The sequence below is a fragment of the Pandoraea bronchicola genome (assembly GCF_902459805.1).
Classification (GTDB): Bacteria; Pseudomonadota; Gammaproteobacteria; order Burkholderiales; family Burkholderiaceae; genus Pandoraea; species Pandoraea bronchicola.
Window position 1 is genome coordinate 92,534 of sequence record NZ_CABPST010000011.1, and the last position, 24,889, is coordinate 117,422.

At 63.6% G+C, this 24,889-nt stretch carries 20 protein-coding genes; 12 read left to right on the forward strand and 8 right to left on the reverse strand.

What is annotated here, in order from left to right; genetic code table 11:
- The first annotated feature begins 33 nt into the window (after nucleotides 1-33).
- Both tkt and gap read left to right on the forward strand, forming a co-directional pair.
- Nucleotides 34-2,046: a transketolase gene (gene tkt, locus PBR20603_RS18545; protein WP_150560968.1), complete on the forward strand. Its 2,013-nt coding sequence runs from the start codon at nucleotides 34-36 to the stop codon at nucleotides 2,044-2,046.
- A 28-nt stretch (nucleotides 2,047-2,074) separates the two neighbouring features.
- A complete protein-coding gene (gene gap, locus PBR20603_RS18550; protein WP_150560969.1) occupies nucleotides 2,075-3,085 on the forward strand; it encodes a type I glyceraldehyde-3-phosphate dehydrogenase in 1,011 nt (336 codons plus the stop codon).
- Between the two features lie 166 nt (nucleotides 3,086-3,251).
- Here the strand turns inward: gap and fur are convergent, their stop codons facing one another.
- Entirely contained in the window at nucleotides 3,252-3,683 is a 432-nt protein-coding gene (gene fur, locus PBR20603_RS18555; protein WP_150560970.1) for a ferric iron uptake transcriptional regulator, read from the reverse strand.
- Between the two features lie 166 nt (nucleotides 3,684-3,849).
- Between fur and PBR20603_RS18560 the strand changes: the two genes are divergently transcribed.
- From PBR20603_RS18560 to PBR20603_RS18590, 7 genes are all read left to right on the forward strand, one after another.
- Nucleotides 3,850-4,539, forward strand: coding sequence for an outer membrane protein assembly factor BamE (locus PBR20603_RS18560; RefSeq protein WP_246174821.1), 690 nt, complete (start codon nucleotides 3,850-3,852; stop codon nucleotides 4,537-4,539).
- 28 nt (nucleotides 4,540-4,567) lie between these two features.
- Nucleotides 4,568-5,365 (forward strand): 4-hydroxy-tetrahydrodipicolinate reductase, encoded by a 798-nt coding sequence (gene dapB, locus PBR20603_RS18565; protein ID WP_150561036.1) that lies wholly within the window; start codon nucleotides 4,568-4,570, stop codon nucleotides 5,363-5,365.
- A 299-nt stretch (nucleotides 5,366-5,664) separates the two neighbouring features.
- Nucleotides 5,665-8,259 carry a leucine--tRNA ligase gene (gene leuS / locus PBR20603_RS18570; protein ID WP_150560971.1) on the forward strand — a complete coding sequence of 865 codons (2,595 nt, stop codon included), beginning with the start codon at nucleotides 5,665-5,667 and terminating at the stop codon, nucleotides 8,257-8,259.
- A 95-nt stretch (nucleotides 8,260-8,354) separates the two neighbouring features.
- On the forward strand, nucleotides 8,355-8,870 hold the full coding sequence (locus tag PBR20603_RS18575) for an LPS-assembly lipoprotein LptE (protein ID WP_174977971.1): 516 nt from the start codon (nucleotides 8,355-8,357) through the stop codon (nucleotides 8,868-8,870).
- An 11-nt stretch (nucleotides 8,871-8,881) separates the two neighbouring features.
- Nucleotides 8,882-9,961 (forward strand): DNA polymerase III subunit delta, encoded by a 1,080-nt coding sequence (holA, locus tag PBR20603_RS18580; protein ID WP_150560973.1) that lies wholly within the window; start codon nucleotides 8,882-8,884, stop codon nucleotides 9,959-9,961.
- A gap of 97 nt (nucleotides 9,962-10,058) precedes the next feature.
- A complete protein-coding gene (locus PBR20603_RS18585) occupies nucleotides 10,059-11,327 on the forward strand; it encodes a glutamate-5-semialdehyde dehydrogenase (RefSeq protein WP_150560974.1) in 1,269 nt (422 codons plus the stop codon).
- A 21-nt stretch (nucleotides 11,328-11,348) separates the two neighbouring features.
- Nucleotides 11,349-11,957: a HutD/Ves family protein gene (locus tag PBR20603_RS18590; protein WP_150560975.1), complete on the forward strand. Its 609-nt coding sequence runs from the start codon at nucleotides 11,349-11,351 to the stop codon at nucleotides 11,955-11,957.
- 366 nt (nucleotides 11,958-12,323) lie between these two features.
- On the opposite strand, the gene purH is transcribed toward PBR20603_RS18590, so the two are convergent.
- The 7 genes from purH to PBR20603_RS18625 form a co-directional block, all read right to left on the reverse strand.
- On the reverse strand, nucleotides 12,324-13,889 hold the full coding sequence (purH, locus tag PBR20603_RS18595; RefSeq protein ID WP_150560976.1) for a bifunctional phosphoribosylaminoimidazolecarboxamide formyltransferase/IMP cyclohydrolase: 1,566 nt from the start codon (nucleotides 13,887-13,889) through the stop codon (nucleotides 12,324-12,326).
- A 59-nt stretch (nucleotides 13,890-13,948) separates the two neighbouring features.
- Nucleotides 13,949-14,182, reverse strand: coding sequence for a Fis family transcriptional regulator (locus tag PBR20603_RS18600; RefSeq protein ID WP_010803993.1), 234 nt, complete (start codon nucleotides 14,180-14,182; stop codon nucleotides 13,949-13,951).
- A complete protein-coding gene (gene dusB / locus PBR20603_RS18605; RefSeq protein WP_174977972.1) occupies nucleotides 14,179-15,207 on the reverse strand; it encodes a tRNA dihydrouridine synthase DusB in 1,029 nt (342 codons plus the stop codon). Before dusB ends, PBR20603_RS18600 begins: the two co-directional genes overlap by 4 nt.
- 106 nt (nucleotides 15,208-15,313) lie before the next feature.
- A complete protein-coding gene (locus PBR20603_RS18610; protein ID WP_150560978.1) occupies nucleotides 15,314-16,642 on the reverse strand; it encodes a UbiH/UbiF/VisC/COQ6 family ubiquinone biosynthesis hydroxylase in 1,329 nt (442 codons plus the stop codon).
- Nucleotides 16,642-17,973: an aminopeptidase P N-terminal domain-containing protein gene (locus PBR20603_RS18615; protein WP_174977973.1), complete on the reverse strand. Its 1,332-nt coding sequence runs from the start codon at nucleotides 17,971-17,973 to the stop codon at nucleotides 16,642-16,644. The genes PBR20603_RS18610 and PBR20603_RS18615 overlap by 1 nt, the downstream gene beginning before the upstream one ends.
- Nucleotides 17,974-18,024: 51 nt before the next feature.
- Nucleotides 18,025-18,765: an N-acetylmuramate alpha-1-phosphate uridylyltransferase MurU gene (murU, locus tag PBR20603_RS18620; protein WP_150561037.1), complete on the reverse strand. Its 741-nt coding sequence runs from the start codon at nucleotides 18,763-18,765 to the stop codon at nucleotides 18,025-18,027.
- A gap of 19 nt (nucleotides 18,766-18,784) precedes the next feature.
- Nucleotides 18,785-19,870: an aminoglycoside phosphotransferase family protein gene (locus PBR20603_RS18625; RefSeq protein WP_174977974.1), complete on the reverse strand. Its 1,086-nt coding sequence runs from the start codon at nucleotides 19,868-19,870 to the stop codon at nucleotides 18,785-18,787.
- 109 nt (nucleotides 19,871-19,979) lie between these two features.
- Between PBR20603_RS18625 and PBR20603_RS18630 the strand changes: the two genes are divergently transcribed.
- Genes PBR20603_RS18630 through pdxA form a run of 3 tightly spaced genes read left to right on the forward strand, consistent with a single transcriptional unit; the run spans nucleotide 19,980 to nucleotide 24,888 of the window.
- On the forward strand, nucleotides 19,980-22,394 hold the full coding sequence (locus PBR20603_RS18630) for an LPS-assembly protein LptD (RefSeq protein WP_174977975.1): 2,415 nt from the start codon (nucleotides 19,980-19,982) through the stop codon (nucleotides 22,392-22,394).
- Nucleotides 22,387-23,754 (forward strand): peptidylprolyl isomerase, encoded by a 1,368-nt coding sequence (locus PBR20603_RS18635; protein ID WP_150560981.1) that lies wholly within the window; start codon nucleotides 22,387-22,389, stop codon nucleotides 23,752-23,754. The genes PBR20603_RS18630 and PBR20603_RS18635 overlap by 8 nt, the downstream gene beginning before the upstream one ends.
- 42 nt (nucleotides 23,755-23,796) lie before the next feature.
- Nucleotides 23,797-24,888, forward strand: a complete 1,092-nt coding sequence (gene pdxA, locus PBR20603_RS18640; protein WP_150560982.1) for a 4-hydroxythreonine-4-phosphate dehydrogenase PdxA — start codon at nucleotides 23,797-23,799, stop codon at nucleotides 24,886-24,888.
- The last annotated feature ends 1 nt before the right edge of the window (nucleotide 24,889 follow it).

Below are 24,889 nucleotides of genomic sequence, written 5' to 3' on the forward strand. Positions count from 1 at the left end.
AACGGGGCACGCCCGCTCTTCCGGCTGGTCACCATGACGAACTCCTCTTCTGCTACGGCTGCACTGATGGCCTCTGCCATTCGCGTCCTCTCCATGGATGCGGTCCAACAGGCCAACTCCGGTCACCCTGGCGCGCCGATGGGCATGGCCGATATCGCGGTCGCTCTCTGGGGCCGTCATCTCAAACACAACCCCGTCAATCCGCACTGGTTCGATCGCGACCGCTTCGTGCTGTCGAACGGCCACGGTTCGATGCTCATCTATTCGCTGCTGCATCTGACGGGCTACGACCTGCCGCTCGAAGAACTGAAGCACTTCCGTCAACTGCACAGCAAGACGCCGGGTCACCCCGAAGTGGGTATCACCCCGGGCGTCGAGACGACCACGGGGCCGCTGGGCCAGGGCATCACCAATGCCGTGGGCTTTGCGCTCGCCGAGGCACTGCTCGCCAAGGAATTCAATCGCCCGGGCAACGACATTGTTGACCACTATACGTATGCGTTCCTCGGCGATGGTTGCCTGATGGAAGGCATCTCGCACGAAGCCTGCTCGCTCGCAGGTACGCTGCGTCTGAACAAGCTCATCGCGCTGTACGACGATAACGGCATCTCGATCGACGGCGACGTCGAGTACTGGTTTGCCGACGACACGCCCAAGCGCTTCGAAGCGTACGGCTGGAACGTGATTCGCGGCATCGACGGTCACGATGCCGACGCCGTCGACGCTGCCATCGCACAAGCCAAGACGTCGGATCGTCCGACGCTGATCTGCTGCAAGACGCTCATCGGCAAGGGCGCGCCGAACAAGCAGGGCGGTCACGACGTGCACGGCGCCCCGCTCGGCGCCGACGAAATCGCCGCCACGCGCGCTGCGCTGGGTTGGAACCTGCCGCCGTTCGAAGTGCCGGCCGAGGTCTACGCCGCATGGGATGCGAAGGCTGCGGGTCAGCGAGCCGAGGCTGCGTGGAACGAGCGTTTTGCCGCGTATCGCAGCCAGTTCCCGGCAGAAGCTGCCGAGTTCGAGCGACGCATGAAGGGTGAACTGCCGGGCGACTTCAAGTCGGCCGCCGCCGCCTTCGTTGCCAAGACCAACGAGAAGGCCGAGACGGTGGCGACGCGCAAGGCGTCGCAGCTTGCCATTGAGGGCCTGGCCGCAGTGCTGCCGGAATTCCTGGGCGGCTCGGCTGACCTGACCGGCTCGAACCTGACGAACTGGAAGGCCAGCAAGGCCGTGCGTGCGAACGCGGACGGCGTGCAGTTCGGCAATCACATCAACTACGGTGTGCGCGAGTTCGGCATGAGCGCCATCATGAACGGCATTGCGCTGCACGGCGGTTACATCCCGTTCGGCGGCACGTTCCTGACGTTCTCCGACTACAGCCGCAATGCGCTGCGCATGGCGGCGCTCATGAAGTTGCGTTCGATCTTCGTGTTCACGCACGACTCGATCGGTCTGGGCGAAGACGGCCCGACGCACCAGTCTATCGAGCACGTCTCGAGCCTGCGCCTGATCCCGCAAATGGACTTGTGGCGTCCGTGCGATACGACGGAGACGGCGGTCGCGTGGGTGGCTGCGGTGGAGCGTCACGATGGCCCGTCGAGTCTCGTGCTCAGCCGTCAGAACCTGCCGTTCGTCGCGCGTGACGACGCGCAGATCGCCAACATCCGTCGCGGCGGCTACGTGCTGCGTGACGTGGCGAAGCCGCAAATCGTACTGATCGCGACCGGCTCGGAAATGGATCTGGCCCTCAAGGGCGCCGAAGCACTGGCTGCCGAGGGGATCGCGGCGCGTGTCGTGTCCATGCCGTCGACCAACGTGTTCGATCGTCAGGACAAGGCGTATCGCGAGAGCGTGTTGCCGCGCGGCGTGCCGCGTGTGGCCATTGAAGCCGGTGTCACGGCGTTCTGGCATAAGTACGTCGGCCTGGAAGGCGGCGTGGTCGGTATCGATACCTTCGGCGAGTCGGCTCCGGCCGGCGTGCTGTTCAAACACTTCGGCTTCACCGTCGACCACGTGGTCGCGACGGTCAAGTCCGTGCTTGGCTGATTTCGTTAGACCTTACGGAGAAACCCCCATGACCATTCGCGTCGCTATCAACGGCTACGGCCGTATCGGCCGCAACGTACTTCGCGCCCACTACGAAGGTGGTAAGAAGCACGACATCGAAATCGTCGCCATCAACGATCTCGGCAATGCACAGACGAACGCTCACCTGACGCAGTACGACACGGCGCACGGCAAGTTCCCGGGCACGGTGTCGGTCGACGGCGACTTCATGGTCGTCAACGGCGACAAGATCCGCGTGCTGGCCAACCGTAACCCGGCCGAACTGCCGTGGGGCGAGCTGGGCGTTGACGTCGTGCTCGAGTGCACGGGCTTCTTCACCACGAAGGAAAAGGCCAGTGCTCACCTGAAGGGCGGCGCGAAGAAGGTCATCATCTCGGCCCCGGGCGGCAAGGATGTGGACGCCACCATCGTGTTCGGCGTGAACGAAGGCGTGCTCAAGGCGACCGACACGGTCATCTCGAACGCTTCGTGCACCACGAACTGCCTGGCACCGCTGGTGCAGCCGCTGCACGAGAAGATCGGTCTGGAAACGGGCCTGATGACGACCGTTCACGCTTACACCAACGATCAGGTGCTGACGGACGTGTATCACGAAGACCTGCGTCGCGCGCGTTCGGCCACGATGAGCATGATCCCGACCAAGACGGGTGCCGCTTCGGCCGTTGGTCTGGTGTTGCCGGAACTCAACGGCAAGCTCGACGGCTACGCCATCCGCGTTCCGACGATCAACGTGTCGATCGTTGACCTGTCGTTCATCGCCAAGCGCGACACGACGGTGGACGAAGTCAACGCGATTCTGAAGGAAGCGGCGGAAGGTCCGCTGAAGGCCATCGCTACGTACAACACCGCACCGCTGGTGTCGGTTGACTTCAACCACAATCCGGCCTCGTCGAACTTCGACGGCACGCTGACCAAGGTGTCGGGTCGTCTGGTGAAGGTCAGCTCGTGGTACGACAACGAGTGGGGCTTCTCGAACCGCATGCTCGACACGACGGTCGCGCTGATGTCGGCGAAGTAAGCAGACGGCATTTGCCGGATAGGCGAACCGAAAAAAGCCCGACGGTATCCATCGGGCTTTTTTCGGTTCGCCTATCCGCAACATGCGTAGCGTATTAATCCAGATCGTCGCCGCACGATGATGTGCGGCTTCCCAAAACTCTCGGGTAGAGGGGACTGGCGGCGGGTCAGTTTTTCAGACGGTGTGGGCACGGGTTCTTTGTGCAACTCCCGTACATGGCGAGCGAGTGTTCCTGAAGCGCGAAGCCTCGTTCCTTGGCAATCATCTTCTGGCGGCTTTCGATCTCTGCGTCGAAGAACTCTTCGACTCGGCCGCAGTCAAGGCACACCAGGTGATCGTGGTGAGTGCCCTCATTGAGTTCGAAAACGGCCTTGCCGGATTCAAAGTTGCTGCGCGACAATAGTCCGGCTTGCTCGAATTGGGTCAGCACACGGTAGACCGTGGCGAGGCCGATATCGAGGTTTTCATTGAGCAGATGACGATAAACGTCTTCAGCGGTCAGATGGCGCACCTGACTACTCTGAAAAATCTCCAGAATTTTCAGGCGCGGAAGCGTGGCTTTCAGTCCGATATTTTTCAAATCGGCGGGATTCGGCATCGCTCTACGTCCCTAGAGTACAATACAGCCCCAATAATAATGCCTTTTTGCCTTGCTCGGGTGCAAACCGGGGCAAACGGGACGGTAAATGCCGTCAACAGGGGCGATGTGGCGGCGCGCCCGGCGTGCCGGAGTCAAGTTCGATTTTTTTGAAAGCGAGTCAGATTTGCGTCGTTATCTCTCCCTTCCGTTCTCCGTCTGTGCTGCGGCGGCATTCCTGGCGCTGGCCGGCTGCTCGACGTACGACAGCGTGACCGACAAAGTGATCGGCGTGGTAACGCCGTATCGAATCAACATCGTTCAAGGCAACTTCGTCTCGAAAGAGGCCTATGACCAGCTCAAGGCCGGCATGACGCGCGATCAGGTGCGTCAGTTGCTCGGCACGCCGCTGCTAACGGACCTATTCCACGCCAACCGCTGGGACTACGTTTTCTACTTCAAGCGCGGCAACGCCTCGGTGGTGCAGGAGCGCCATCTGAAGGTCTATTTCGACGGCGATACGCTGGCACGTTGGGAAGGCGGCGAAAACTTGCCGACCGAGTACCAACTGGTCCAGGAAATCGACGGTCAGAAGGGCAAGACCGTGAAGACCGACGCACCTGCGCCGTCGACAGCAAGTGCTGCTGCCGCCGAGGCCGCTGCGCCGTCGCCGGATGCTGCCGCCGTCGCACCGACCGCAGCACCTGCGGCAGCGAACGTCGCGACGGTGTCGACAGACGCCGCCTCGCAAGCCTCGCAGGCAGCCCCGGCTGCCGGCAACAGCGCATCGGGCAGCGCCGGCACGTCTTCCGGTACGGGGCTTGTCCCGTCGCCGCGTGTGACCTCTGGTGGCGGCCTGTTCTCGGCGCCCAAGTAAGCTGTTGGAAGAATAAAGAATCACGATGATGAAAATTGCGATTGCTGGCGCCTCTGGCCGTATGGGCCGGATGCTGATCGAAACCGTGTTGGCTGCCGATGACGCGGAACTGGTCGGTGCCCTCGACCGTGAGGGCAGTCCGGCGCTGGGTCACGATGCTGGCGCGTTCCTGGGTCGCGAGACTGGTGTGAAAATCACCGCAGATCTCGATGCCGCGCTTGCCAACGCCGAATACCTGATCGACTTCACTCGCCCTGAAGGGACGCTGGCGCATCTGGCCGCCGCCGAAAAGCACGGCGTGAAGATGATCGTCGGCACCACGGGCTTCTCGGAAGAGGACAAGGTGCGTCTGGCTGAGGGGGCTGAGCGTGTGGCCGTCGTATTCGCGCCGAACATGAGCGTCGGCGTGAACGCCACGTTCAAGCTGCTCGAAATCGCTGCCAAGATCCTGAATACCGGCTACGACATCGAGATCATCGAAGCCCACCATCGCCACAAGGTGGATGCGCCGTCCGGCACGGCGCTGCGCATGGGCGAAGTCGTGGCCGAGGCATTGGGCCGCGATCTGAAGGAATGCGCGGTCTATGGTCGCGAAGGTGTGACCGGTGAGCGCGATCCGTCGACCATCGGTTTCGCCACCGTGCGCGGCGGCGATATCGTTGGCGATCACACGGTGCTGTTTGCCGGTATCGGTGAGCGCATCGAAATCACGCACAAGTCGTCGAGCCGTCTGTCGTACGCGCAGGGTTCCTTGCGTGCTGCCCGCTTCCTTGCGCAACACAAGACCGGCCTGTTCGATATGCAGGACGTGCTAGGCCTACGCTGATTCAGCGTAGGCTTCCGGCCGGGTTGCCGCCCGTGCGCATCTCATAAGATGCGCACGAGCGGCTCCTGAAGCCTTCAGAACGGGTGCCCTCCACCGCAGATCGCACAACGCATCGACGGGCTTCGGAGTCAAAGTGACCCAAAGGCCGCATCCCCTCGCAGCCGTCGCGCCGAATCCGCTCCCGGCGGCGTTATAATCATCGTTTTCCCCGGATCTGCCCTGAAAGTGCTGCGTGCTGCGCAATCGCGCCCGCATGCCAGCGGGGGAAGACCGAGCCGAATCCTATCCGCCGACCCATCATGCAAGAAAAATACGTTCCCGCCGACGTCGAAGCCTTCGCCCAGTCCCACTGGCGCGCGATCGATGCCTACAAGACCACCGAGCGCGCGGACAAACAGAAATTCTATTGCGTCTCGATGCTGCCGTATCCGTCGGGCAAGCTGCATATGGGACACGTGCGCAACTACACCATCAACGACGTGATGTACCGTCAGATGCGTATGCGCGGCTACAACGTGCTGATGCCGATGGGCTGGGACGCTTTCGGTATGCCGGCGGAAAACGCGGCCATGGCCAACGGCGTGCCGCCGGCCAAGTGGACGTACGACAACATTGAGTACATGAAGAAGCAGATGCAGGCGATCGGCGTGGCGGTCGACTGGTCGCGCGAAATTGCTACCTGCAAGCCGGAGTACTACCGCTGGAACCAGTGGCTGTTCCTCAAGATGCTCGAGAAGGGCGTCGCCTATCTGAAGACGGGCACTGTGAACTGGGATCCGATCGATCAGACCGTGCTCGCCAACGAGCAGGTGATCGACGGTCGTGGCTGGCGTTCGGGCGCGCTGGTGGAAAAGCGCGAAATCCCGATGTATTACATGCGCATCACCGATTACGCCGATGAGTTGCTCCGTGATCTGGACGAACTCGGCTGGCCCGAGCGCGTGAAGGTGATGCAGCAGAACTGGATCGGCAAGAGCTTCGGCGTGAACTTTGGCTTCCCGTACGAGCTCGATGGCGAGAGCAAGTTGCTGCGCGTGTTCACCACGCGTGCCGACACGATCATGGGCGTGACCTTCTGCGCGATTGCGGCTGAGCATCCGCTGGCCACGCGTCTGGCGGCCGAGCGACCTGACTTGCAGGCGTTCATCGCCGAGTGCAAGCAGGGCGGCGTGGCGGAAGCCGACATCGCCACGATGGAAAAGAAAGGGATGCCGACGGGCTTCTTCGTCACGCACCCGCTCACGGGCGAGAAGGTCGAAGTTTGGATCGGCAACTACGTGCTGATGGGTTACGGCGAGGGCGCGGTGATGGGTGTGCCTGCGCATGACGAGCGCGACTTCGCGTTCGCGCGCAAGTATGGCCTGCCGATCAAACAGGTCGTCGCGGTCGCTGGCGAAACGTACTCGACGGACGCTTGGCAAGCCTGGTATGGCGACAAGGAAAGCGGCACGCTGATCAACAGTGGCAAGTACGATGGCCTGGGCTTTGCGGCCGCCGTCGACGCGATTGCCGCGGATCTCAAGGCGAAAGGCGCGGGTGACAAGCAGGTCACGTTCCGTTTGCGCGACTGGGGTATTTCGCGTCAGCGCTACTGGGGCACACCGATCCCGATCATTCATTGCGACGCGTGCGGTGCCGTGCCGGTCCCCGAGAAGGATCTGCCGGTCGTGCTGCCTGAAGATCTCGTGCCGGACGGCACCGGCAACCCGCTGGCCAAGTCCGAAGCGTTTCTCAAGTGCGATTGCCCGAAGTGCGGCAAGCCGGCACGCCGTGAGACCGATACGATGGACACGTTCGTGGACTCGTCGTGGTACTTCTCGCGCTATGCCTGCCCGGATGCCGACAAGATGGTCGACGAGCGCACCAATTACTGGATGCCGATGGATCAGTACATTGGCGGCATCGAGCACGCGATTCTTCACCTGTTGTATTCGCGCTTCTGGACCAAGGTCATGCGCGATCTGGGGCTGGTGAACTTCAAGGAGCCGGCGCAGAACCTGCTCACGCAGGGCATGGTGCTCAATGAGACCTTCTATCGTGAAGACGCCTCGGGCAAGAAGACGTGGTTCAACCCGCTCGACGTGCAAGTGCAGTTCGACGACAAGGGCCGTCCGACCCGTGCGACGTCGAAGGCCGATGGGGCCGACGTGACGCTCGGCGGCATCGAGAAGATGTCGAAGTCAAAGAACAACGGTGTAGATCCGCAGTCGCTGATCGATCAGTACGGTGCCGATACGGCGCGTCTGTTCGTGATGTTCGCGGCGCCGCCGGAGCAACAGCTCGAGTGGTCGGGCGCGGGTGTTGAAGGCGCGAGCCGCTTCCTGCGACGTCTGTGGGGCTTCGGTCAGTCGCAGGCTGCGCTGCTGCGCCAGACGGACGCCGCTATCGATGCGGCCAACCCGGCGGCTCAGGCGCTGCGTCTCGAGATTCATAGCGTGCTCAAGCAGGCCAACTACGACTACCAGCGTGTGCAGTACAACACGGTCGTGTCGGCGGCGATGAAGATGCTCAACGCGATCGAGAGCGACAAGGGGGCGGCGGGTGCCGGTGCGGTGCGCGAATGCTACGGCATTCTGCTGCGCGTGCTGTACCCGGTGGTGCCTCACATCACGCACGGCCTGTGGGTCGAGTTGGGTTACGCGGCGCAACAGGGCGATCTGCTGGACGCCTCGTGGCCGGAAGTCGACGAAGCCGCGCTGGTGCAAGACGAAATCGAACTTGTGCTGCAGGTGGCCGGTAAGGTGCGTGGCGCCGTGCGTGTGGCGAAGGACGCTTCTCGCGAGGTCATCGAGCAAGCCGCGCTGGCGCACGAAATGACGGCCAAGTTCGGCGAAGGCAAGCCGGTGAAGAAGGTCATCGTCGTGCCGGGCCGTCTCGTGAACGTCGTGGTCTGAGACGTTAGCCACTACTGCTGGTCGATGATTTGATGACGTTTGGTGACAAGAGGGCACATCACGTGCAAATGACATCCGGGCAACGAGGCGTCGGTGTGACGCGCAGGATTTTCGGCTGGATCGCTATGCTGGGCTGCGCGTTGGCGCTATCCGCGTGCGGCTTCCAGCTGCGTGGCGCAAGCGAGTATGCGTTCCACCGTCTGTACATCTCGGGCGGTGGTCAGATGGCGACCGACATCTCGCGCTACATCCGCTACGGAAGCAAGGGAACGGTGGTTGTGACCGAACCCAAGGACGCCGATGCCCGGCTGGAAATCGTGAACACCACGTCGTCACGCTCGGCCGTCAGTCTCGACGCGAATGGTCAGGCGCGTGAGTACGAAATGCGCAGCGCGTTCACCTTCCAGCTTGTGACGCCAGATGGAACGCCGATCATTCCGTTGAGCACGATTCGCCTGACGCGAAATTTGCCGTATAGCGACAGCGAAACGACTGCGCGAGACGCGGAAGCCGCGTTGCTCAGCCGGGACATGCAGAAGGACGCCGTAGCCCAGATCATCCGCCGTATGGAAGCCGTGAAATCCATGCCGGCGAAGAAGCCGGAAGAGTAACGCCTACCGTTATGCAACTGCGTCCCGACGCGCTCGACGCGCATCTCGCCAAAACACTCTCGCCGATCTATACGATCTACGGCGATGAGAGTCTGCTCGTGCAGGAGGCGGTGGATCGCGTGCGCGCGGCAGCGCGTGCGGGAGGCTTCACCGAGCGCGATGTGCTCAGCGTCGAGCGCAGCTTCGATTGGGGGGCCCTTGCGAATGCCGGGCAGTCGATGTCGCTGTTCGGCGACCGCAAGCTCATCGAATTGCGCATTCCCGGTGGAAAGCCCGGCAAGGACGGAGGCGCCGCGCTCAAGGCGCATGCCGATGCCGCCAACAGCGACGTGCTGACGATCATCACGCTGCCACGGCTCGATGCCACAGCGACCAAGTCCGACTGGTTCTCGTCGCTCGATCGCGCCGGTGTCACGATCAAGGTCGACCCGGTCGACCGGAGCCGTCTGCCGGACTGGATTGCCCAACGTCTCACCGCGCAGGGACAGCGAGTTGAAGCCGGTGAGCCGGGGCGTCGCGTCTTGCAGTTCATCGCAGACCGCGTGGAAGGCAACCTGCTCGCAGCGCATCAGGAAATTCAGAAGCTGGGCCTGCTGTACCCGCCGGGCGTGCTGGCGTTCGAGCAGGTCCAGGATGCCGTGCTGAATGTCGCGCGTTACGACGTCTTCAAGCTCAGCGAAGCCGTGCTGGCCGGTGACGCCGCCCGGCTGGTCCGCATGCTTGACGGCCTGCGCGGCGAAGGCGAGGCCGCTCCGCTGGTGCTGTGGGCGTTGACCGAAGAGGTCCGCACGCTTGCCAAGATCACGCGCGGAATGGCGGCGGGCAAACCGCTCGCCATGTTGTTGCGCGAATATCGAGTCTGGGGTCCGCGTGAGCGTTTGATGGAGCAGGCGGCGAATCGCGCCACGCCGGCCATGCTGGCGCAAGCGTTGCAGTTGGCTGCGCGTCTGGACCGGCAGGTCAAGGGCTTGCGCGCCGACGGCTTGCCTGGCGACCCATGGGACGGCATGCTGCAGCTCGGTCTGCTGCTCGCGGGCGAGCGACCGCCGATGGCGCGCTCCGCTCGCGCACCCCGTCCGGTGCACGCGTAGACCGCGCCCCAATTCCCGCCACCGTCGGCTGCCCGCACCGGCAGCCAACAGAATGCAAAGGCGACCGAGTCGCCCAAAGAACTGCCGAACCGACGAAATGGATATCAAAGCCTACATGCAATCGCTGGGCCAGCGTGCCCGTGAGGCGTCGCGCGCCATGGCGCGTGCCGACACTGCCGCCAAGAATCGCGCGTTGCTCGCGATTGCGGATGCCATCGAACGCGATGGTGCCAAGTTGCAGGACGTGAACCGCCGCGATCTTGAGCGCGCGCGTGCCAACGGTCAGGACGCCGCGTTCATCGACCGTCTTACGCTGTCCGACAAGGCGCTGCGCACGATGATCGAAGGGCTGCGCCAAATTGCCAGCCTGTCCGACCCCATCGGTGAGATCAGTAATGTGCGCGTGCAGCCGAGCGGCATTCAGGTCGGCCAGATGCGAGTGCCGCTGGGTGTCATCGGCATCATTTACGAGTCGCGTCCCAATGTGACCATCGACGCCGCAGCGCTTTGCCTCAAGTCGGGCAATGCGACCATTCTGCGTGGCGGGTCCGAAGCCATCGAGAGCAACACCGCGCTCGCTGCCCTCATTGCTCAGGCGCTTGCGGCGACCGGTTTGCCTGGCGACGCCGTGCAGGTGGTGAGCACGCCCGACCGCGCGGCTGTTGGTGAACTCATCACCATGACCGAGTACGTCGACGTGATCGTGCCGCGCGGCGGCAAAAGCCTGATTGCGCGTCTGATGCAGGACGCCCGTGTGCCGATGATCAAGCACCTTGATGGCATTTGCCACGTCTACGTTGACGGCCGCGCCGATCCGGCGAAGGCGCTCGCGATTTGCGAGAACGCGAAGACGCACCGCTACGGCACCTGCAACACGATGGAGACATTGCTCGTCGATCAGCAGGCCATCGGCCAGTTGCCAGCCATTGCCCGCATGTTCCAGGGCAAGCAGGTCGAGTTGCGTGGTTGCGAACGAACGCTGAAGGTGCTGGGCGATGCCGGTGTGACGGGCGTGGTGTCGGCGACTGAGGAAGACTGGTCAACGGAATACCTCGCACCGGTGCTGGCGATCAAGATCGTCGACGGCCTTGCGCTGGCCATTGAGCACATCAATCGTTACGGCTCGCATCATACCGACGCCATCGTGACTGAGGACTACACTGCTGCGATGCAATTCCTGCGCGAAGTCGATTCAGCGAGCGTGATGATCAATGCCAGCACGCGATTTGCCGACGGCTTCGAGTTTGGTCTGGGCGCTGAGATCGGCATCTCGAACGACAAGCTCCATGCGCGCGGCCCGGTGGGTCTTGAGGGCCTGACGAGTCTGAAGTACGTCGTGTTCGGGCACGGCGAAGTCCGCCAGTAACCGCATCGGCAGCTACGTCATATGAAACTGCAAGCGCTCGGCCCTGCCGATTTTCTGAAGATGCCGTGGAAGAACGGCCAGGGTGTGACGACGGAGCTGGCTGTGGCGCGACGCGCCGGCGGCGACGGCTTTGACTGGCGGATCAGCACGGCGACGGTCGCGGCACCGGGGCCGTTCTCCGTGTTCGCGGGCATTGACCGTTCGTTGGCGATTGTCCGGGGCGGCACGCTCAAGCTGAACGTTGAGGGTCGTCCGGATGTCACGCTCACGACGCGTACGCCACCCTACGCGTTTGGCGGTGAGCTGAATGTGAGCAGCGTTCCGGTGTTGGAAACCGCCGGGGTGCCGATAGATGACTTCAACGTCATGACGCGTCGAGCCGAATGGCGGCACACGCTGGCGCAGCATCGTCTCGATGGGGAGGCGCTTACGTGGGTGTTGCCAGCGGATGCCGAAGTCGTCGCCTTTCTTTATTGTTCGCAAGGGCAAGTGTGGGCGACGTTTGGCGATGGTCAGGCGGTAAGCGTTCCCGAGGGGCATGCGTTGCGCATTGAAGGCGGTGACATGTGTGAATTGCGAGCCGACGCCAATCCTGCCGAAGTTTTCCTGACGACGCTCTCGCGCCGCTAACCCCCCGACCTGGGCCTCGCGCACCACGACTGAGGCGGCACCGTCGCCGCCTCGTCAAGCGCCGATAGCTGGAGGCCCGAGAATTGCGGGAGGTGTCGGTAAAAGCCCCAAAGGCGAGGGGGGAGATGGACCGGGGCCCCTTTCTGCAGCGAGTTGGGTTTATGTCTGAGAGGCGGAAAGGGGCCCCGGTCCATCTGGAGGGCGGTGTTGAGGGGGGGGATATTCCCGACGCAGCCTGACTGTGGCGAAACGGGGCGAAGTCCCAAAAAAAATGCCGCTTCGATTTGCTTCGAAGCGGCATTTTTTCTTAGCTGAACGGCATGACGCCCGAAGGCGCCATTCTGCGTCGCAGAGCGGGGGGGGGGCTTAGTGACGGAAGTGACGCGTGCCCGTCATCAGCATGGCGACGTTGCGCTCGTCGGCGGCGGCGATGACTTCATCGTCGCGCATCGAGCCGCCTGGGTGGATGACGCAGGTAGCGCCTGCGTCGACCACCACGTCGAGGCCGTCACGGAACGGGAAGAACGCGTCTGACGCCACGGCCGAGCCGATCAGCGAGAGGCCGGCGTTCTGTGCCTTGATGCTGGCGATACGTGCCGAATCGACGCGGCTCATCTGGCCTGCGCCCACGCCCAGCGTCATACCGCCGGCACAGAACACGATGGCGTTCGACTTGACGTACTTCGCCACGCGCCATGCGAAGAGCAGGTCTTCCATTTCCTTCGGCGTCGGATGACGCTTCGTCACTACGCGCAGTTCGTGCGGCGCCACGTTCTTGGCGTCCGGCGACTGAACGAGCAGGCCACCGCCAACGCGCTTGAAGTCGTACTGATTCACGCCGTTGCCCAGCGGGACTTCCAGCAGACGCACGTTTTGCTTGGCGGCGAAGATTTGCTTGGCGGCGTCGGTGAATGACGGGGCGAGCAGCACTTCCACGAATTGCTTGGCCACCGATTGCGCGGCGGCTTCGTCGACTTCGCGGTTGAAGGCGATGATGCCGCCAAACGCCGACGTCGGATCGGTCTGGAACGCCTTGGCGTAAGCCTCGGCAGGGGTGGCGGCCACGGCCACACCGCACGGATTTGCGTGCTTGATGATGACGCAGGCGGGCGCGTCGAACGTCTTCACGCATTCCCAGGCGGCGTCGGCATCGGCGATGTTGTTGTACGACAGTTCCTTGCCCTGGAGTTGGCGATAGTTCGCGAGCGAGCCGGCGGGCGTGATGATGTCGCGGTAGAACGCGGCGCTCTGGTGCGGGTTCTCGCCGTAGCGCATGTCCTGCACCTTCGTGTACGCGAGATTCAGCGTCGCCGGGTAGGCGGAGCGTTCGCTGTGGCGCAGCGACTCGCCAAGGCTCGTGAGGTAGTTCGTGATCGCGCCGTCGTACTGGGCCGTGTGGGCAAACACCTTGGTGGCCAGACGGAAGTTCGTGGCGTAGCCGACCGTGTTGCCGTTCGCCTTCATTTCGTCGAGCACCACAGCGTAGTCGGCCGGATCGACGATCACGGTGACGTCGCGGTGATTCTTCGCCGCCGAGCGCAGCATGGTCGGGCCGCCGATGTCGATGTTTTCGATGGCGTCTTCGAGCGAGCAGTCGTCTTTTGCGATGGTCTGCACGAACGGGTACAGGTTCACGACGAGCAGGTCGATTGTCGGAATGTCGTGCTTCTCGAGCGCGGCCATGTGCTCGGGCAGATCGCGACGGGCCAGAATGCCGCCGTGAACCTTCGGATGCAGCGTCTTCACGCGCCCGTCGAGCATTTCCGGGAAGCCGGTGTAGTCGGCCACTTCGGTCACCTTCAGGCCGGCTTCCGCCAGCAGTTTGGCGGTGCCGCCAGTGGAGAGGATAGACACGCCCTGAGCAGCGAGCGACTTGGCGAAGTCGACGATGCCGGTCTTGTCGGAGACGGAAATGAGAGCTTGCTTAATCATGACGGACGGTAGTGAAGCGGCAAAAACTGGCGAGTTGGGCGAATGGCTGGACGCAACGGTTAGAGCAAGCCGTGCTGCTGCAACTTCTTGCGCAGCGTGTTGCGGTTGATCCCCAGATATTCGGCGGCGAGCGACTGGTTGCCGTCGGCCTTGCCGAGCACGAACTCGAGCAGCGGCTTCTCAACGACCGAGACGACCATATCGTAGACATCGTGTGGCCGTGCGCCATCCAGATCGCGGAAATACGAATCCAGACTGTCGCGCACGCATTGTTCTATGTTTGTTTTGCTCATGCGGCTAATAGCTCCCTCGGCGATTCTTGTTCATAGCAGAGACGGTCCGAGTGCGCCTTCTGCTGTTCGAAAAACTCGTTGACCGCGGCCAACTGTTCCTGCGTAGTGTCGAGCGTGTTCATACGCTGGCGGAACGTGGCTGCCCCCGGCAGGCCACGCGAATACCACGCGATATGCTTGCGCGCGGTCCGCACACCGGTGTACTCCCCGTAAAACTCGTAATGGTCTTCGAGGTGTTCGTTCATGATCTGCTGAATCTCGTCAACGCGCGGCGGCAAGGCGATCTCGCCCGTCGTGAGAAACAACTCGATGTCGCGGAACAACCACGGACGGCCCTGTGCGGCACGGCCGATCATGATGGCGTCGGCGCCCGTGACTTCCAGCACGTGCTTCGCTTTCTGCGCCGTGGCGATATCGCCGTTCGCGACGATCGGAATGCGAGCGGCGGCTTTCACGGCGGCGATGGTCTCGTACTCTGCGTCGCCGTGATACAGGTCGGCGCGCGTGCGGCCGTGAACGGTCAGCATGCTGATGCCGCAGTCTTCGGCGATACGCGCGACCGTGAGGGCGTTTTTGTGTTCGCGATCCCAGCCCGTGCGAATCTTGAGCGTGACCGGCACCACGTCGCCCACGGCGCCGACGACAGCGGACACGATTCGGGCGACGAGCGGTTCGTTTTGCAGCAGGGCCGATCCGGCGGCGACGTTGCAGACCTTCTTGGCCGGGCAACCCATGTTGATGTCGATGATCTGTGCGCCGCGCTCCACGTTATAGCGGGCGGCCTCGGCCATCATGGCCGGGTCGGCGCCGGCGATTTGCACGGAGATCGGGGCGACTTCGCCGGCGTGATTCGCGCGGCGCATCGTCTTCTCGCTTTTCCAGAGCTGTGCGTTCGACGCCACCATCTCCGAGACGGCATAACCCGCGCCGAGTCGTTTGCACAACTGGCGGAATGGCCGGTCCGTCACACCCGCCATGGGGGCGACAAACAGGTTATTGCGGAGTTCGTGGGGACCAATACGCACGATGAAGGGAAAAGCCGGGAAAAAGTTTGTATTTTACTGCGAAAACCCGTCCCCGTCGCCTAAAAAATGTGCAAATCGTTCGGGGGCCCCACCGGGAGCGCCCGCCTCAGCCGCGCTGGCCGAACATCATCTGGCGGGCGAAGGCGGTTTTGACTGGCGGGACGAGGTCGAGGCCCGCGAGAGCCATGCCGCGCAGGACGGCGACAGGCGCGGCGTCGATGCCGAAGACGAGGGGCAGCAGATCGGTGATGCGGATCGTCAGGCCGCGGTCGGCACGGCGCCGACGGGCGAAGGCGGTGAGGGCCGCAGGCCCCGGTACGCCATGATGGACGGCGGAGGTGCGTGCGTCGCGAACGAGTGTGTCGGTCAGGTCGAAGGCGTCGCGCAGGCCGAGGTTCAGGCCTTGTCCGGCGACTGGGTGGAGCGTTTGCGCGGCGTTACCGATGGCTGCGACCCGGCCGTCTACGACATGGCCGAGGGCGTTCAGGCCCAACGGGAACCCCGCGCGGCCGGCAATCGACGTGAATTGGCCCATACGGTCGCCAAAGGCCACGTGCAGTTCCGCAAGAAACGACGCGTCGTCCATCTCGCGGCGGCGCTTCGCCTCGGCGTGCGAGCAGCACCACACCAGCGCGTAGCCGTTTTCCTGCGGCAACAACGCCAGCGGACCGTCCGGTGTAAAACGCTCCCATGCCCAGCCAATACGCGGCCGTTCGCAGGTCACGAAACCGACGAGCGCCGTCTGACCGTAGTCGCGCACGTGCGGGCGAGCCGTCTGGCCCTCGAACAGACCGCCCTCTGCATTCACCGCAAGCGTGGCATGCAGCGTATGCGCCTGATCGTCGATCGACGTGCCGAGGGTGATCGTGACCTGCTGCGAATCCTGACGCAGGGCGATGGCCCGATAGGGACGGAAGTGATGCAGGCCCGGCGCGTCGTGCGACGCGGGCGACGTGGGCGACGCCGGCGATGGCAGTGAGGTCGGCGCGTGTTCGAAGCGGGCGGGCACGCGCGACATGGCCGCGTCCAGGGCGCGCATCAGCGTGCCGTAACGCACCACATAGCCCAACGCAGGCACGCCATGATCGAGGTAGTCGATTTCCGTGCTGCCGAAGCGTCGTGCTTGTGAGACGTGGATATGCTGGATCGGTGTGCTGTCGAGCCCCGAACCGCTGTGCGGCCATGCCCCGGCGCGCGCGAGAATCTCGCGGCTGCCGTGCGAGAGGGCCAGCGTGCGCGGGTCGTCGTACCCCGCCTGCGCGCCGCGCCCGTCCACCAGCGCAACGCGCAACTGCGGCGCGCGTTGCGCAAGCATCAGCGCGAGGGTGGTGCCGACCGGGCCGGCGCCGACGATCGCCACGTCGAAACGCCGGGCGGCAGGCTCGCGCGCCAGTGAAGCGCAGTGCATCGGGGATGCGGGGGCTGCGTGCGTCATCAGCCGCGCATCAGGGCTTCGATCTCGTCGGCATCTACCGGCACGTCGCGGGTGAGCAGCGTACAGCCGTCTGCGGTCACGACCGCATCGTCTTCGATACGAATGCCGATGTTCCAGTAGCGCTCATCGATGTCCGGCGCGGGCCGCACATAAATGCCCGGCTCGATGGTCGTCACCATGTTCGCGCCCAGCGTGCGCCACGGGCGTTCGCCGTTCGGACCGTCCTCGCGATACTCGCCGCAATCATGCACGTCCATGCCGATCCAGTGCCCCGTGCGGTGCATGTAGAAGCGGCTGAACGACTTGTTGGCGATCACGTCGTCGAGATTGCCGACGGCGTCGCGTTTGAGCAGGCCGGTATCGAGCATGCCCTGCGCGAGCACGCGCACGGCGGCGTCGTGGGGGGCATCGAAGCGCACCCCGGCGCGCGTGGCGTCGATGGCGGCTTGCTGCGAAGCGAGCACGATGTCGTATAGCTCGCGTTGTGCCGGGGTGAATTTGCCGTTCACCGGGAATGTGCGCGTGATGTCCGAAGCGTAGCCATCCAGTTCGCACGCCGCGTCGATCAGACACAGATCGCCATCGCGCAACTCGGTGTCGCCCGCGCGATAGTGCAAGATCGTCGCGTTGGCGCCAGCGGCGACGATCGAGCCGTAAGCGGGGAATTGTGAACCGTTGCGGCGGAATTCGTACAGCAGCTCGGCTTCGAGATGGTATTCACGCAGCCCCGGACGCGATGCCTTCATCGCGCGAACGTGGGCATCGGCTGAGATTTTGCCCGCGCGGGCCATGATGTCGAGTTCGATACTGTCCTTGATCAGACGCATTTCGTCGAGAATCGCGCGGATATCGCGAGCGGCCGACGGCGCCGATACCCCCGTGCGGCTCTGCGCGCGTACCGCGTTCAGCCAGTGGCGCACCTGGCGATCCTGCTGGGCGGAGGCGCCGAGTGCGTAGAAGAGGGCCGGTGCGTCCGCCAGCAGTTGGGGCAGACGTGTATCGATCTCGTCGATTGGGTAGGCGGCGTCGAAGCCGAAGGTCTCGCGCGCGGCGTCGGGGCCGTAGCGATAGCCGTCCCAGATCTCGCGTTCTTCGTTCTTCGCGCGGCAGAACAGAATCGAGTGTCCCGTGCGGCTGTCGAGCACGACGACCGCTTCGGGCTCCGTAAAGCCCGACAGGTAATAGAAATAGCTGTCGTGACGGTAAGGGAAGTCGCTATCGCGATTGCGCGGCACTTCCGGCGCTGTCGGCAGGATAGCGACGCCGCCACCGGCCTTGCGCATCTGTTCAATGACTCGCTCGCGGCGGGCACGGTACGGGGAATCGGACATCGCGGGCTCCATTTCGTCTATTCGGTCGATTTCAGGCGTGTTCGGATGTATTCAGGCGATTCTACTGCCGGGGGCGAGGTCGTGCCGGGCGCGCACGTCGGCGTCCAGTGCGGCGAGCTGCGCCGGGGTGCCAACGTTTTCCCAAATGCCGTCGAAGCGCTCGCCGCTTGCCTGCCCGGCCGCAATCGAGCGCTGATACAGCGGTGTGAGCGCCAGGCGCGTACCCGGGGCAATCCCGTCGAACTGACGCAGATCGTACAGCGCGATGTTGCCGAACGTCAGCGGGCTGGCGGTCGCCGGGGCGGCATCGGGCAGATACAGGCGGCCTGCCGGGTCGAGCGCGAAGTCGCCCTCCGGATGAAACGGCGGGTTCGGCACCATCACCAGATGCATGCCGGGCTCGGGCTGCGTGGCCATGCGCGCGGCGTGCGGGCGCAGCGACGCGTAATCGAACGCCGTGAAAACGTCGCCCGAGACCGCGAGAAACACCTGGCCGGCCCCTTCAAGCAACGGGCGCGCCTTTGCAATCCCGCCCGCTGTCTCAAGCGCTTCGGCCTCGGCCGAGTACGCGAGCCGCACGCCGAACGCACTGCCATCGCCGAGCGCAGCTTCGATCTGCGCACCCAGCCAGGCGTGATTGATGACGATGTCCGTGAAGCCCGCGCGCGCGAGCGCTTCGATCTGCCAGACGATGATCGGCTTGCCGCCGACGCCCAGCAGCGGCTTTGGCGTGGTGTCGGTGAGCGGGCGCATGCGTTCGCCGCGTCCGGCAGCGAAGATCATCGCCTTCATTGCGGTCATGCGGCGCGCCTCAGAACGTGTAGCCGACGTCGACCTGCTGGCCGGTCAATTCGTCGAGCAGCTTGGCCAGCGGGCGCAACGGCGCGTAACGATCGGCGACCTTGCGGGCGTACTCGATGAAACGCGGCGTGTCGGCCAGATAGCGCGGCTTGCCGTCGCGATAGTTGATGCGGGCGAAAATGCCGAGCACCTTCAGGTGGCGTTGCAGGCCCATCCATTCCGCCTGTCGATAGAACTCGCCGAAGTCGGCATCGACCGGCAGACCGGCCTTGCGGGCGCGCTCCCAGTAATACGCCAGCCAGTCGAGCTGGCTTTCTTCGTCCCAACTGCGGAACGCGTCGCGCATGAGCGAGATGACGTCGTAGGTGAGCGGGCCGTAGACGGCATCCTGAAAATCGAGAATGCCCGGGCCTGTCGTGCCCGGCAGGCCTGGCATCAGGTTGCGGGGCATGTAGTCGCGATGCACGAACACCTTGGGTTGCGCGAGCGCATTGTCGATGAGCAACTGATTGATGCGATCGAGCGTGGCTCGTTGGTCTGCACTCAGTTCCACCTTCAGATGCTTGCCGACGTACCAGTCGGGGAACAGGTCGAGTTCACGCTGGAGCAGCGCCGTATCGTAGGCGGGCAGCACCTCCGGACGGGAGCTTTTCTGCCAGACGATCAACGCGTCGAGGGCGGCGCGCATGAGCGGGCGGGCGTTCTGCTCATTGATCACGTCGAGATACGTTTCGCGCCCGAGGTCCGTCAACAACAGGAAACCCTGCGCGAGATCCTCGGCCAGCACCTTCGGGGCTTGCAGGCCCGCTTCGTCGAGCAATTGGGCGACGCGCACGAACGGGCGGCAATCCTCCTGCGGCGGCGGCGCGTCCATCACGATCAGGCTCGGATGAGCGGGATCGTGGCTGCCGATGCGGAAGTAGCGCCGGAAGCTGGCGTCTGCCGAAGCCGGGGCCCACTGCGTCATGTCGAGCGCAAACGGTTCGGCCACACTGGCGAGCCAGTCGCTCAGGGCCTGCAGGCGGGGATCGGTGGCGTCGGAGAGCGAGTGGGAAGCGTTGGAAACACTCGCGGAAGCAGTGGGGTGTGCGGTCATGATGGGGGCGGTAAACGTCTTGCCATATAATACCCGATCATGTTTTCCCGACGCCCTGTTTCTCGACCTCGATCGACCCTCCCGAATGTCCCGGCAAAGCCGTGCAGACATGCGGGATTGGCTGCGCGCAAGCGGCGCCACGATTGTCTCGCTGTTTGCGTACATGCCGGATAAACAAGTCCATACGAATGATGTCTCTTCGCTGCGGCGCCTGATGCGTACGCGGCGCAAGCCGCTGGCACTCCTGCTCTCCCTTCCGGGAGTGTGGTGTTCGCTCGCCGGTGCACAGGAAGCCCCCCCTCCCGATATCGCCAAGAGTGACGGCCTTGTGCTGCGCACGGTGCCGGCGCTCGTCGACAACCCGTTGGGGGCCGGTGACGACGTGCCGATGTATGTGCGCGGCATGCACCTCACCGGCCGAACCAATGTGGACGCGACGGTCGATGGCGACGCCGAGGCACGCAAGTACCGCCAGTTCGTGAAGGGCGACCGCCTGACGTACGACCAGGACTCGGATGAAGTCGTGGCGCGCGGCAATGCGCGTCTGTCTCAGGGCGGCAATGTGTTCGTGGGCCCTGAGGCCCATATGTATACCGGCGCGGGCGACGGCTACATGCTGACGCCGACTTACCGGCTTGCGTCGGGCGGAGGCGGCAAGTCGGAGCGGGCGGATATCGAGGCGAACAACCTCGTGACGATGCAGCGAGGCACGTATTCGGCCTGTGCATGCACGGACGACGACAAGACGCCTGCGTGGTACATCAAGGCATCCGAGTTCGAGTTCGATCAGGAGCAGCAGGAAGGCACGGCGTACAACGGCATCTTGTTCTTTCAGGACGTGCCGATTTTCGCCAGTCCGTATCTGTCGTTCCCGACGTCGAGCGAACGCCGCTCAGGATTGCTGGCGCCGACGTTTACGCAGTCGACCCGCACGGGTTTCGAGCTGGCCACGCCGTACTACTTCAACATCGCGCCGAACCGTGATCTGACGGTCACGCCCCGCTTCATGACCAAGCGCGGCGTGATGCTCATGGGCGATTTTCGTTATCTCGAGCCAACCTATGCCGGGTTGTTCCACCTCGAGTATCTGCCGAAGGATCGTGTGACGGGTGACGCCCGCTACACGTTCACCTGGCAGCATAGTCAGTCTCTCGGCTATGGCGTGAACGCCTACGTCAACTTTACGAAAGTTTCGGACGACACTTATCCGGACGATTTCGGTTCCGGTACCAATTTCCAGACTGGCGTGCAGCGTGTGTATAACCGCGAAGCCGGGTTGACCTGGAATTACGGTGACTGGTCGTTCCTTGCCCGAGTGCTGAAGTATCAGACGCTCGCCCCCAGCTCGCCGCAGTACGAATCGGTGCCGGAGCTGTCGGCGACGTACAACAAACTGGATTTCCACGGCTTCGATTTCACGATGCCGATCCGGTACAACCGGTTCCAGATCGCATCTTGGACGGGCCAGCCGAACGGCGAGCGCCTGTATGCCCAGCCCACGCTGAGCTACCCGATTCTGGCGCCCGGCTACTTTGTCGTGCCGAAAGTCATGTTCAACGCGGCCTCGTACAACGTCGATTATCCGAACAGCTCGACGATGCAATCGTCGATCACGCGTACGGTGCCGACGGTCAGTCTCGATGCCGGTCTGACGTTCGAGCGCCCGGTGAACCTGTTTGGCACGGCGATGCGGCAAACGTTGGAGCCTCGCCTGTTCTACGTTTATACGCCGTACCGTAACCAGAGTTCGATCCCGATCTTCGACAGCGCGGTTTCCGACTTCAACCTCGCGGAAATCTTCAGCGAAAACTCATTTATCGGCGTTGACCGGATTCAGGACGCCAATCGCCTCACGATGGCACTGACATCCCGCCTGATCGACGCGGATTCCGGGGTGGAGCGCGGCCGTGTCTGGTACGCACAGCGTTACAACATTCAGCAATCGCGCGTGACGATGCCGGGCGGCACACCGGAAAACGCCGGGGTGTCCGACTTCCTTGTCGGCGGTTCGGCGCTGTTGTACAACAACATCACGTTCAGCACCGATGTGCAGTACAGCCCTAACACGTCGCAATTCAACCGTTCGGACGCGGGCATCACGTGGCGCCCGGGCGAGCGCAGGGTGTTCAATCTGTACTACCGTTACCTGCGCAACCCTCCGCCGGTCGTGGGACAAACCGCATTGACGGTCACGCCGATCAACCAGATCGAACTTTCCGGTCAATGGCCGATCACACCGCGTCTTGGCATTGTCGGGCGTCTGAACTACAGCATTACCGACAAGACGTTCATCGATGCCCTGGCGGGTTTCGAGTATGATGCCGACTGCTGGGCCTTCCGGGTGGGGCTGCAGCGCTACGCGACCAATGCCACCACGACGACTTCGCGCATCTTCGCGCAGTTGGAGTTGAAGGGCTTGACCAAGTCGGGCACCTCAGCCACAGAAGCCTTCAAGGTCGGTGTGCCGGGCTATCAGCCGCCGCCGACGAACCAGATTCCTTCTCGATTCAGCAACTATGAATGACATGTTTGTGAAGCGTGCCTCGCTGCTGGCGAGCCTGTGTCTCGCCGCCGGGGTGGCGGTGGCCCAGCCGGCGCCGGTCAGTGCCAAAGCCGCCGGTGTGCCCGCGTCGTCCGCCCGCGCGGTCGATTCCATCGTGGCCGTGGTCAACGACAGTGTGATCACGCGCAAGGAACTCGACACGCGCATCGATGAGGCCAAGCACCAGCTCACGCTCGCCAAGCGCCCGATTCCGGACGCCGACATGCTGCAGCGTCAGGTGCTCGAGCAAATGATCGTCACGCAGGTGCAGCTCCAGCGTGCGAAGGAAGATGGCATCGTCGTGAAAGACGCTGACGTCGAGCAGGCCCTGCAGCGCATTGCCGCCGACAACCGTCTGAGCGTCGACCAATACAAGGCGCGTCTGTCGCAGGCCGGTGTGCCCTGGGACGCCTTCCGCAAGGAAGTGCGCGAACAGATCATTCTGGCGCGTTTGCGCGATCGCGAAGTCGACAGCCAGGTGCAGGTCAGCGATTCGGAAATCAACACGTTCCTCGCGGCACAGCGCGGCGCCACGGCAACGCCGTCCTCGACCGAATATCGTCTGAGCGAGATCCTCGTGAAGCTGCCGGATGGGGCGACACCCGATCAGGTCAGCGCAGCGCAGAAAAAGGCTGGCGAAGCGCTGGACAAGGCGAAAGCCGGCGGTGACTTCGCAGCGCTGGCGAAGCAGTATTCGGACGCAGCGGACGCCGTCAACGGCGGCGACATGGGCTTTCGCATTCCCGAGCGCATTCCCGATCTGTACCTGAATCAGGTGCAGAAGCTGCAGCCGGGCACGGTCGTGCCGCAGGTGCTTCGCAGCAACAATGGTTTTCACGTCGTCAAGCTGGTCGAGACCCGCAAGCAGGGTGGTGATCAGGGGATGACCGTGCCGCAGATCCATGCGCGTCACATCCTGATTCGGGTGGGCGATGGTGTGTCGGAAGCGCAGGCACGTCAGAAGCTGCTCGACATCAAGGCTCAGGTCGAGGCGGGCAAGGGCGATTTCGCCGACTTCGCGCGTCAGGTCTCGGTGGATGGCTCGGCGTCGCAGGGCGGTGACCTCGGCTGGATCTCGCCGGGCGAGACGGTGCCGGCGTTCGAGCGGGCAATGTCCGAACTCAAGGACGGCCAGATCAGCGACCCGGTGCGCTCGGAGTATGGCTATCACCTGATTCAGGTGCTCGGTCACCGCGAGTCGCAAGTCTCGGGCGATCAGGAGCGCAATCTCGCGATGCAGGAACTGCGTGGCCGCAAGGCCGAGCAGCAATATCGCGACTGGTTGCAGCAACTGCGCGACAGCGCTTACGTCGACTACCGTCTGAGCAACGCGCAGCAGTAAGCGCCGCGTGAGACGTTTCGCAACCTCCATCACTATCCAGGCATGACTTCCGACCGGTCCTTCGTCCTCGCCATCACCACGGGTGAACCGGCGGGCGTCGGGCCGGAGTTGACGGTGCAGGCGCTCGTGAAGTGCCTGTCCACCCCGGAAGCGACTGCTGGTGCCTCCGTCGACGCCTCCCTTTCCCTTTCCCTTTCCCGTTGCCAGTTCGCTGTGCTCGGCGATGCCTCGTTGCTCGCCGCGCGCGCGCAGGCGGTAGGACTTGGCGACGCATGGCAGGCGCTGCTGGCGGGCACCCGCGTGCGCGTCGTGCATCATCCGCTTGCCGTCACGGCACAACCGGGGCAACTCGACGCGGCCAATGGCCGCTATGTGCTGGGCTTGCTCGACGACGCCATCGACGGCGCGCTGGCGGGCACCTATGACGCCATCGTCACCGCCCCCCTGCAAAAGAGCACGATCAACGACTGCGGCGTGGCGTTCACGGGACACACCGAATACCTCGCCGAGCGCACCGGCACGCCCCGCGTCGTCATGATGCTCGCCGGTGGCGGATTGCGCGTGGCGCTGGCAACGACACACCTGCCGCTGGCGCAGGTCGCCGGTGCGATCCGCCGCGACGACCTGCTGCAAACGCTCGTCATCCTCAATCAGGATCTGATGCGCCACTTCGGCCTGACGCGACCGCGCATCCTCGTGACCGGGCTCAACCCGCACGCGGGCGAGTCGGGCTACCTGGGGCGCGAGGAAATCGACGTCATTTCCCCTGCGCTCGACGATGCGCGCGCCGCCGGCATCGACGCCCGCGGCCCGTATCCTGCCGACACGCTGTTCCAGCCGAGGTATCTCGAAGGGGCCGACGCGGTGCTCGCGATGTACCACGACCAGGGGCTGCCCGTGCTCAAATATGCGAGCTTCGGCGCAGGCGTGAACATCACACTCGGCCTGCCCATCATTCGCACGTCGGTCGATCACGGGACTGCGCTCGATCTCGCCGGCACCGGGCAAGCCGAGAGTGGCAGCCTGATCGAAGCCTTGCGCACGGCCGCTATCATGGCGGCCAACGCCGCAACACACGCACAATTGACGGCTGGCACGACCGGCGGTCCGGACGCCGCACAACCGCGTTCATAAG

Excerpts from the sequence above, each read along its gene's own strand:
- PBR20603_RS18625 (WP_174977974.1), bottom strand. The coding sequence starts at position 19,870 with ATGACCGCACACCCCACTGCTTCCGCGAGTGTTTCCAACGCTTCCCAC.
- PBR20603_RS18610 (WP_150560978.1), bottom strand. The coding sequence starts at position 16,642 with ATGACGCACGCAGCCCCCGCATCCCCGATGCACTGCGCTTCACTGGCG.
- PBR20603_RS18615 (WP_174977973.1), bottom strand. The coding sequence starts at position 17,973 with ATGTCCGATTCCCCGTACCGTGCCCGCCGCGAGCGAGTCATTGAACAG.
- PBR20603_RS18635 (WP_150560981.1), top strand. The coding sequence starts at position 22,387 with ATGAATGACATGTTTGTGAAGCGTGCCTCGCTGCTGGCGAGCCTGTGT.
- fur (WP_150560970.1), bottom strand. The coding sequence starts at position 3,683 with ATGCCGAATCCCGCCGATTTGAAAAATATCGGACTGAAAGCCACGCTT.
- leuS (WP_150560971.1), top strand. The coding sequence starts at position 5,665 with ATGCAAGAAAAATACGTTCCCGCCGACGTCGAAGCCTTCGCCCAGTCC.
- PBR20603_RS18600 (WP_010803993.1), bottom strand. The coding sequence starts at position 14,182 with ATGAGCAAAACAAACATAGAACAATGCGTGCGCGACAGTCTGGATTCG.
- PBR20603_RS18590 (WP_150560975.1), top strand. The coding sequence starts at position 11,349 with ATGAAACTGCAAGCGCTCGGCCCTGCCGATTTTCTGAAGATGCCGTGG.
- murU (WP_150561037.1), bottom strand. The coding sequence starts at position 18,765 with ATGAAGGCGATGATCTTCGCTGCCGGACGCGGCGAACGCATGCGCCCG.
- holA (WP_150560973.1), top strand. The coding sequence starts at position 8,882 with ATGCAACTGCGTCCCGACGCGCTCGACGCGCATCTCGCCAAAACACTC.
- gap (WP_150560969.1), top strand. The coding sequence starts at position 2,075 with ATGACCATTCGCGTCGCTATCAACGGCTACGGCCGTATCGGCCGCAAC.
- tkt (WP_150560968.1), top strand. The coding sequence starts at position 34 with ATGACGAACTCCTCTTCTGCTACGGCTGCACTGATGGCCTCTGCCATT.
- pdxA (WP_150560982.1), top strand. The coding sequence starts at position 23,797 with ATGACTTCCGACCGGTCCTTCGTCCTCGCCATCACCACGGGTGAACCG.
- purH (WP_150560976.1), bottom strand. The coding sequence starts at position 13,889 with ATGATTAAGCAAGCTCTCATTTCCGTCTCCGACAAGACCGGCATCGTC.
- PBR20603_RS18585 (WP_150560974.1), top strand. The coding sequence starts at position 10,059 with ATGGATATCAAAGCCTACATGCAATCGCTGGGCCAGCGTGCCCGTGAG.
- PBR20603_RS18630 (WP_174977975.1), top strand. The coding sequence starts at position 19,980 with ATGCGGGATTGGCTGCGCGCAAGCGGCGCCACGATTGTCTCGCTGTTT.
- dapB (WP_150561036.1), top strand. The coding sequence starts at position 4,568 with ATGAAAATTGCGATTGCTGGCGCCTCTGGCCGTATGGGCCGGATGCTG.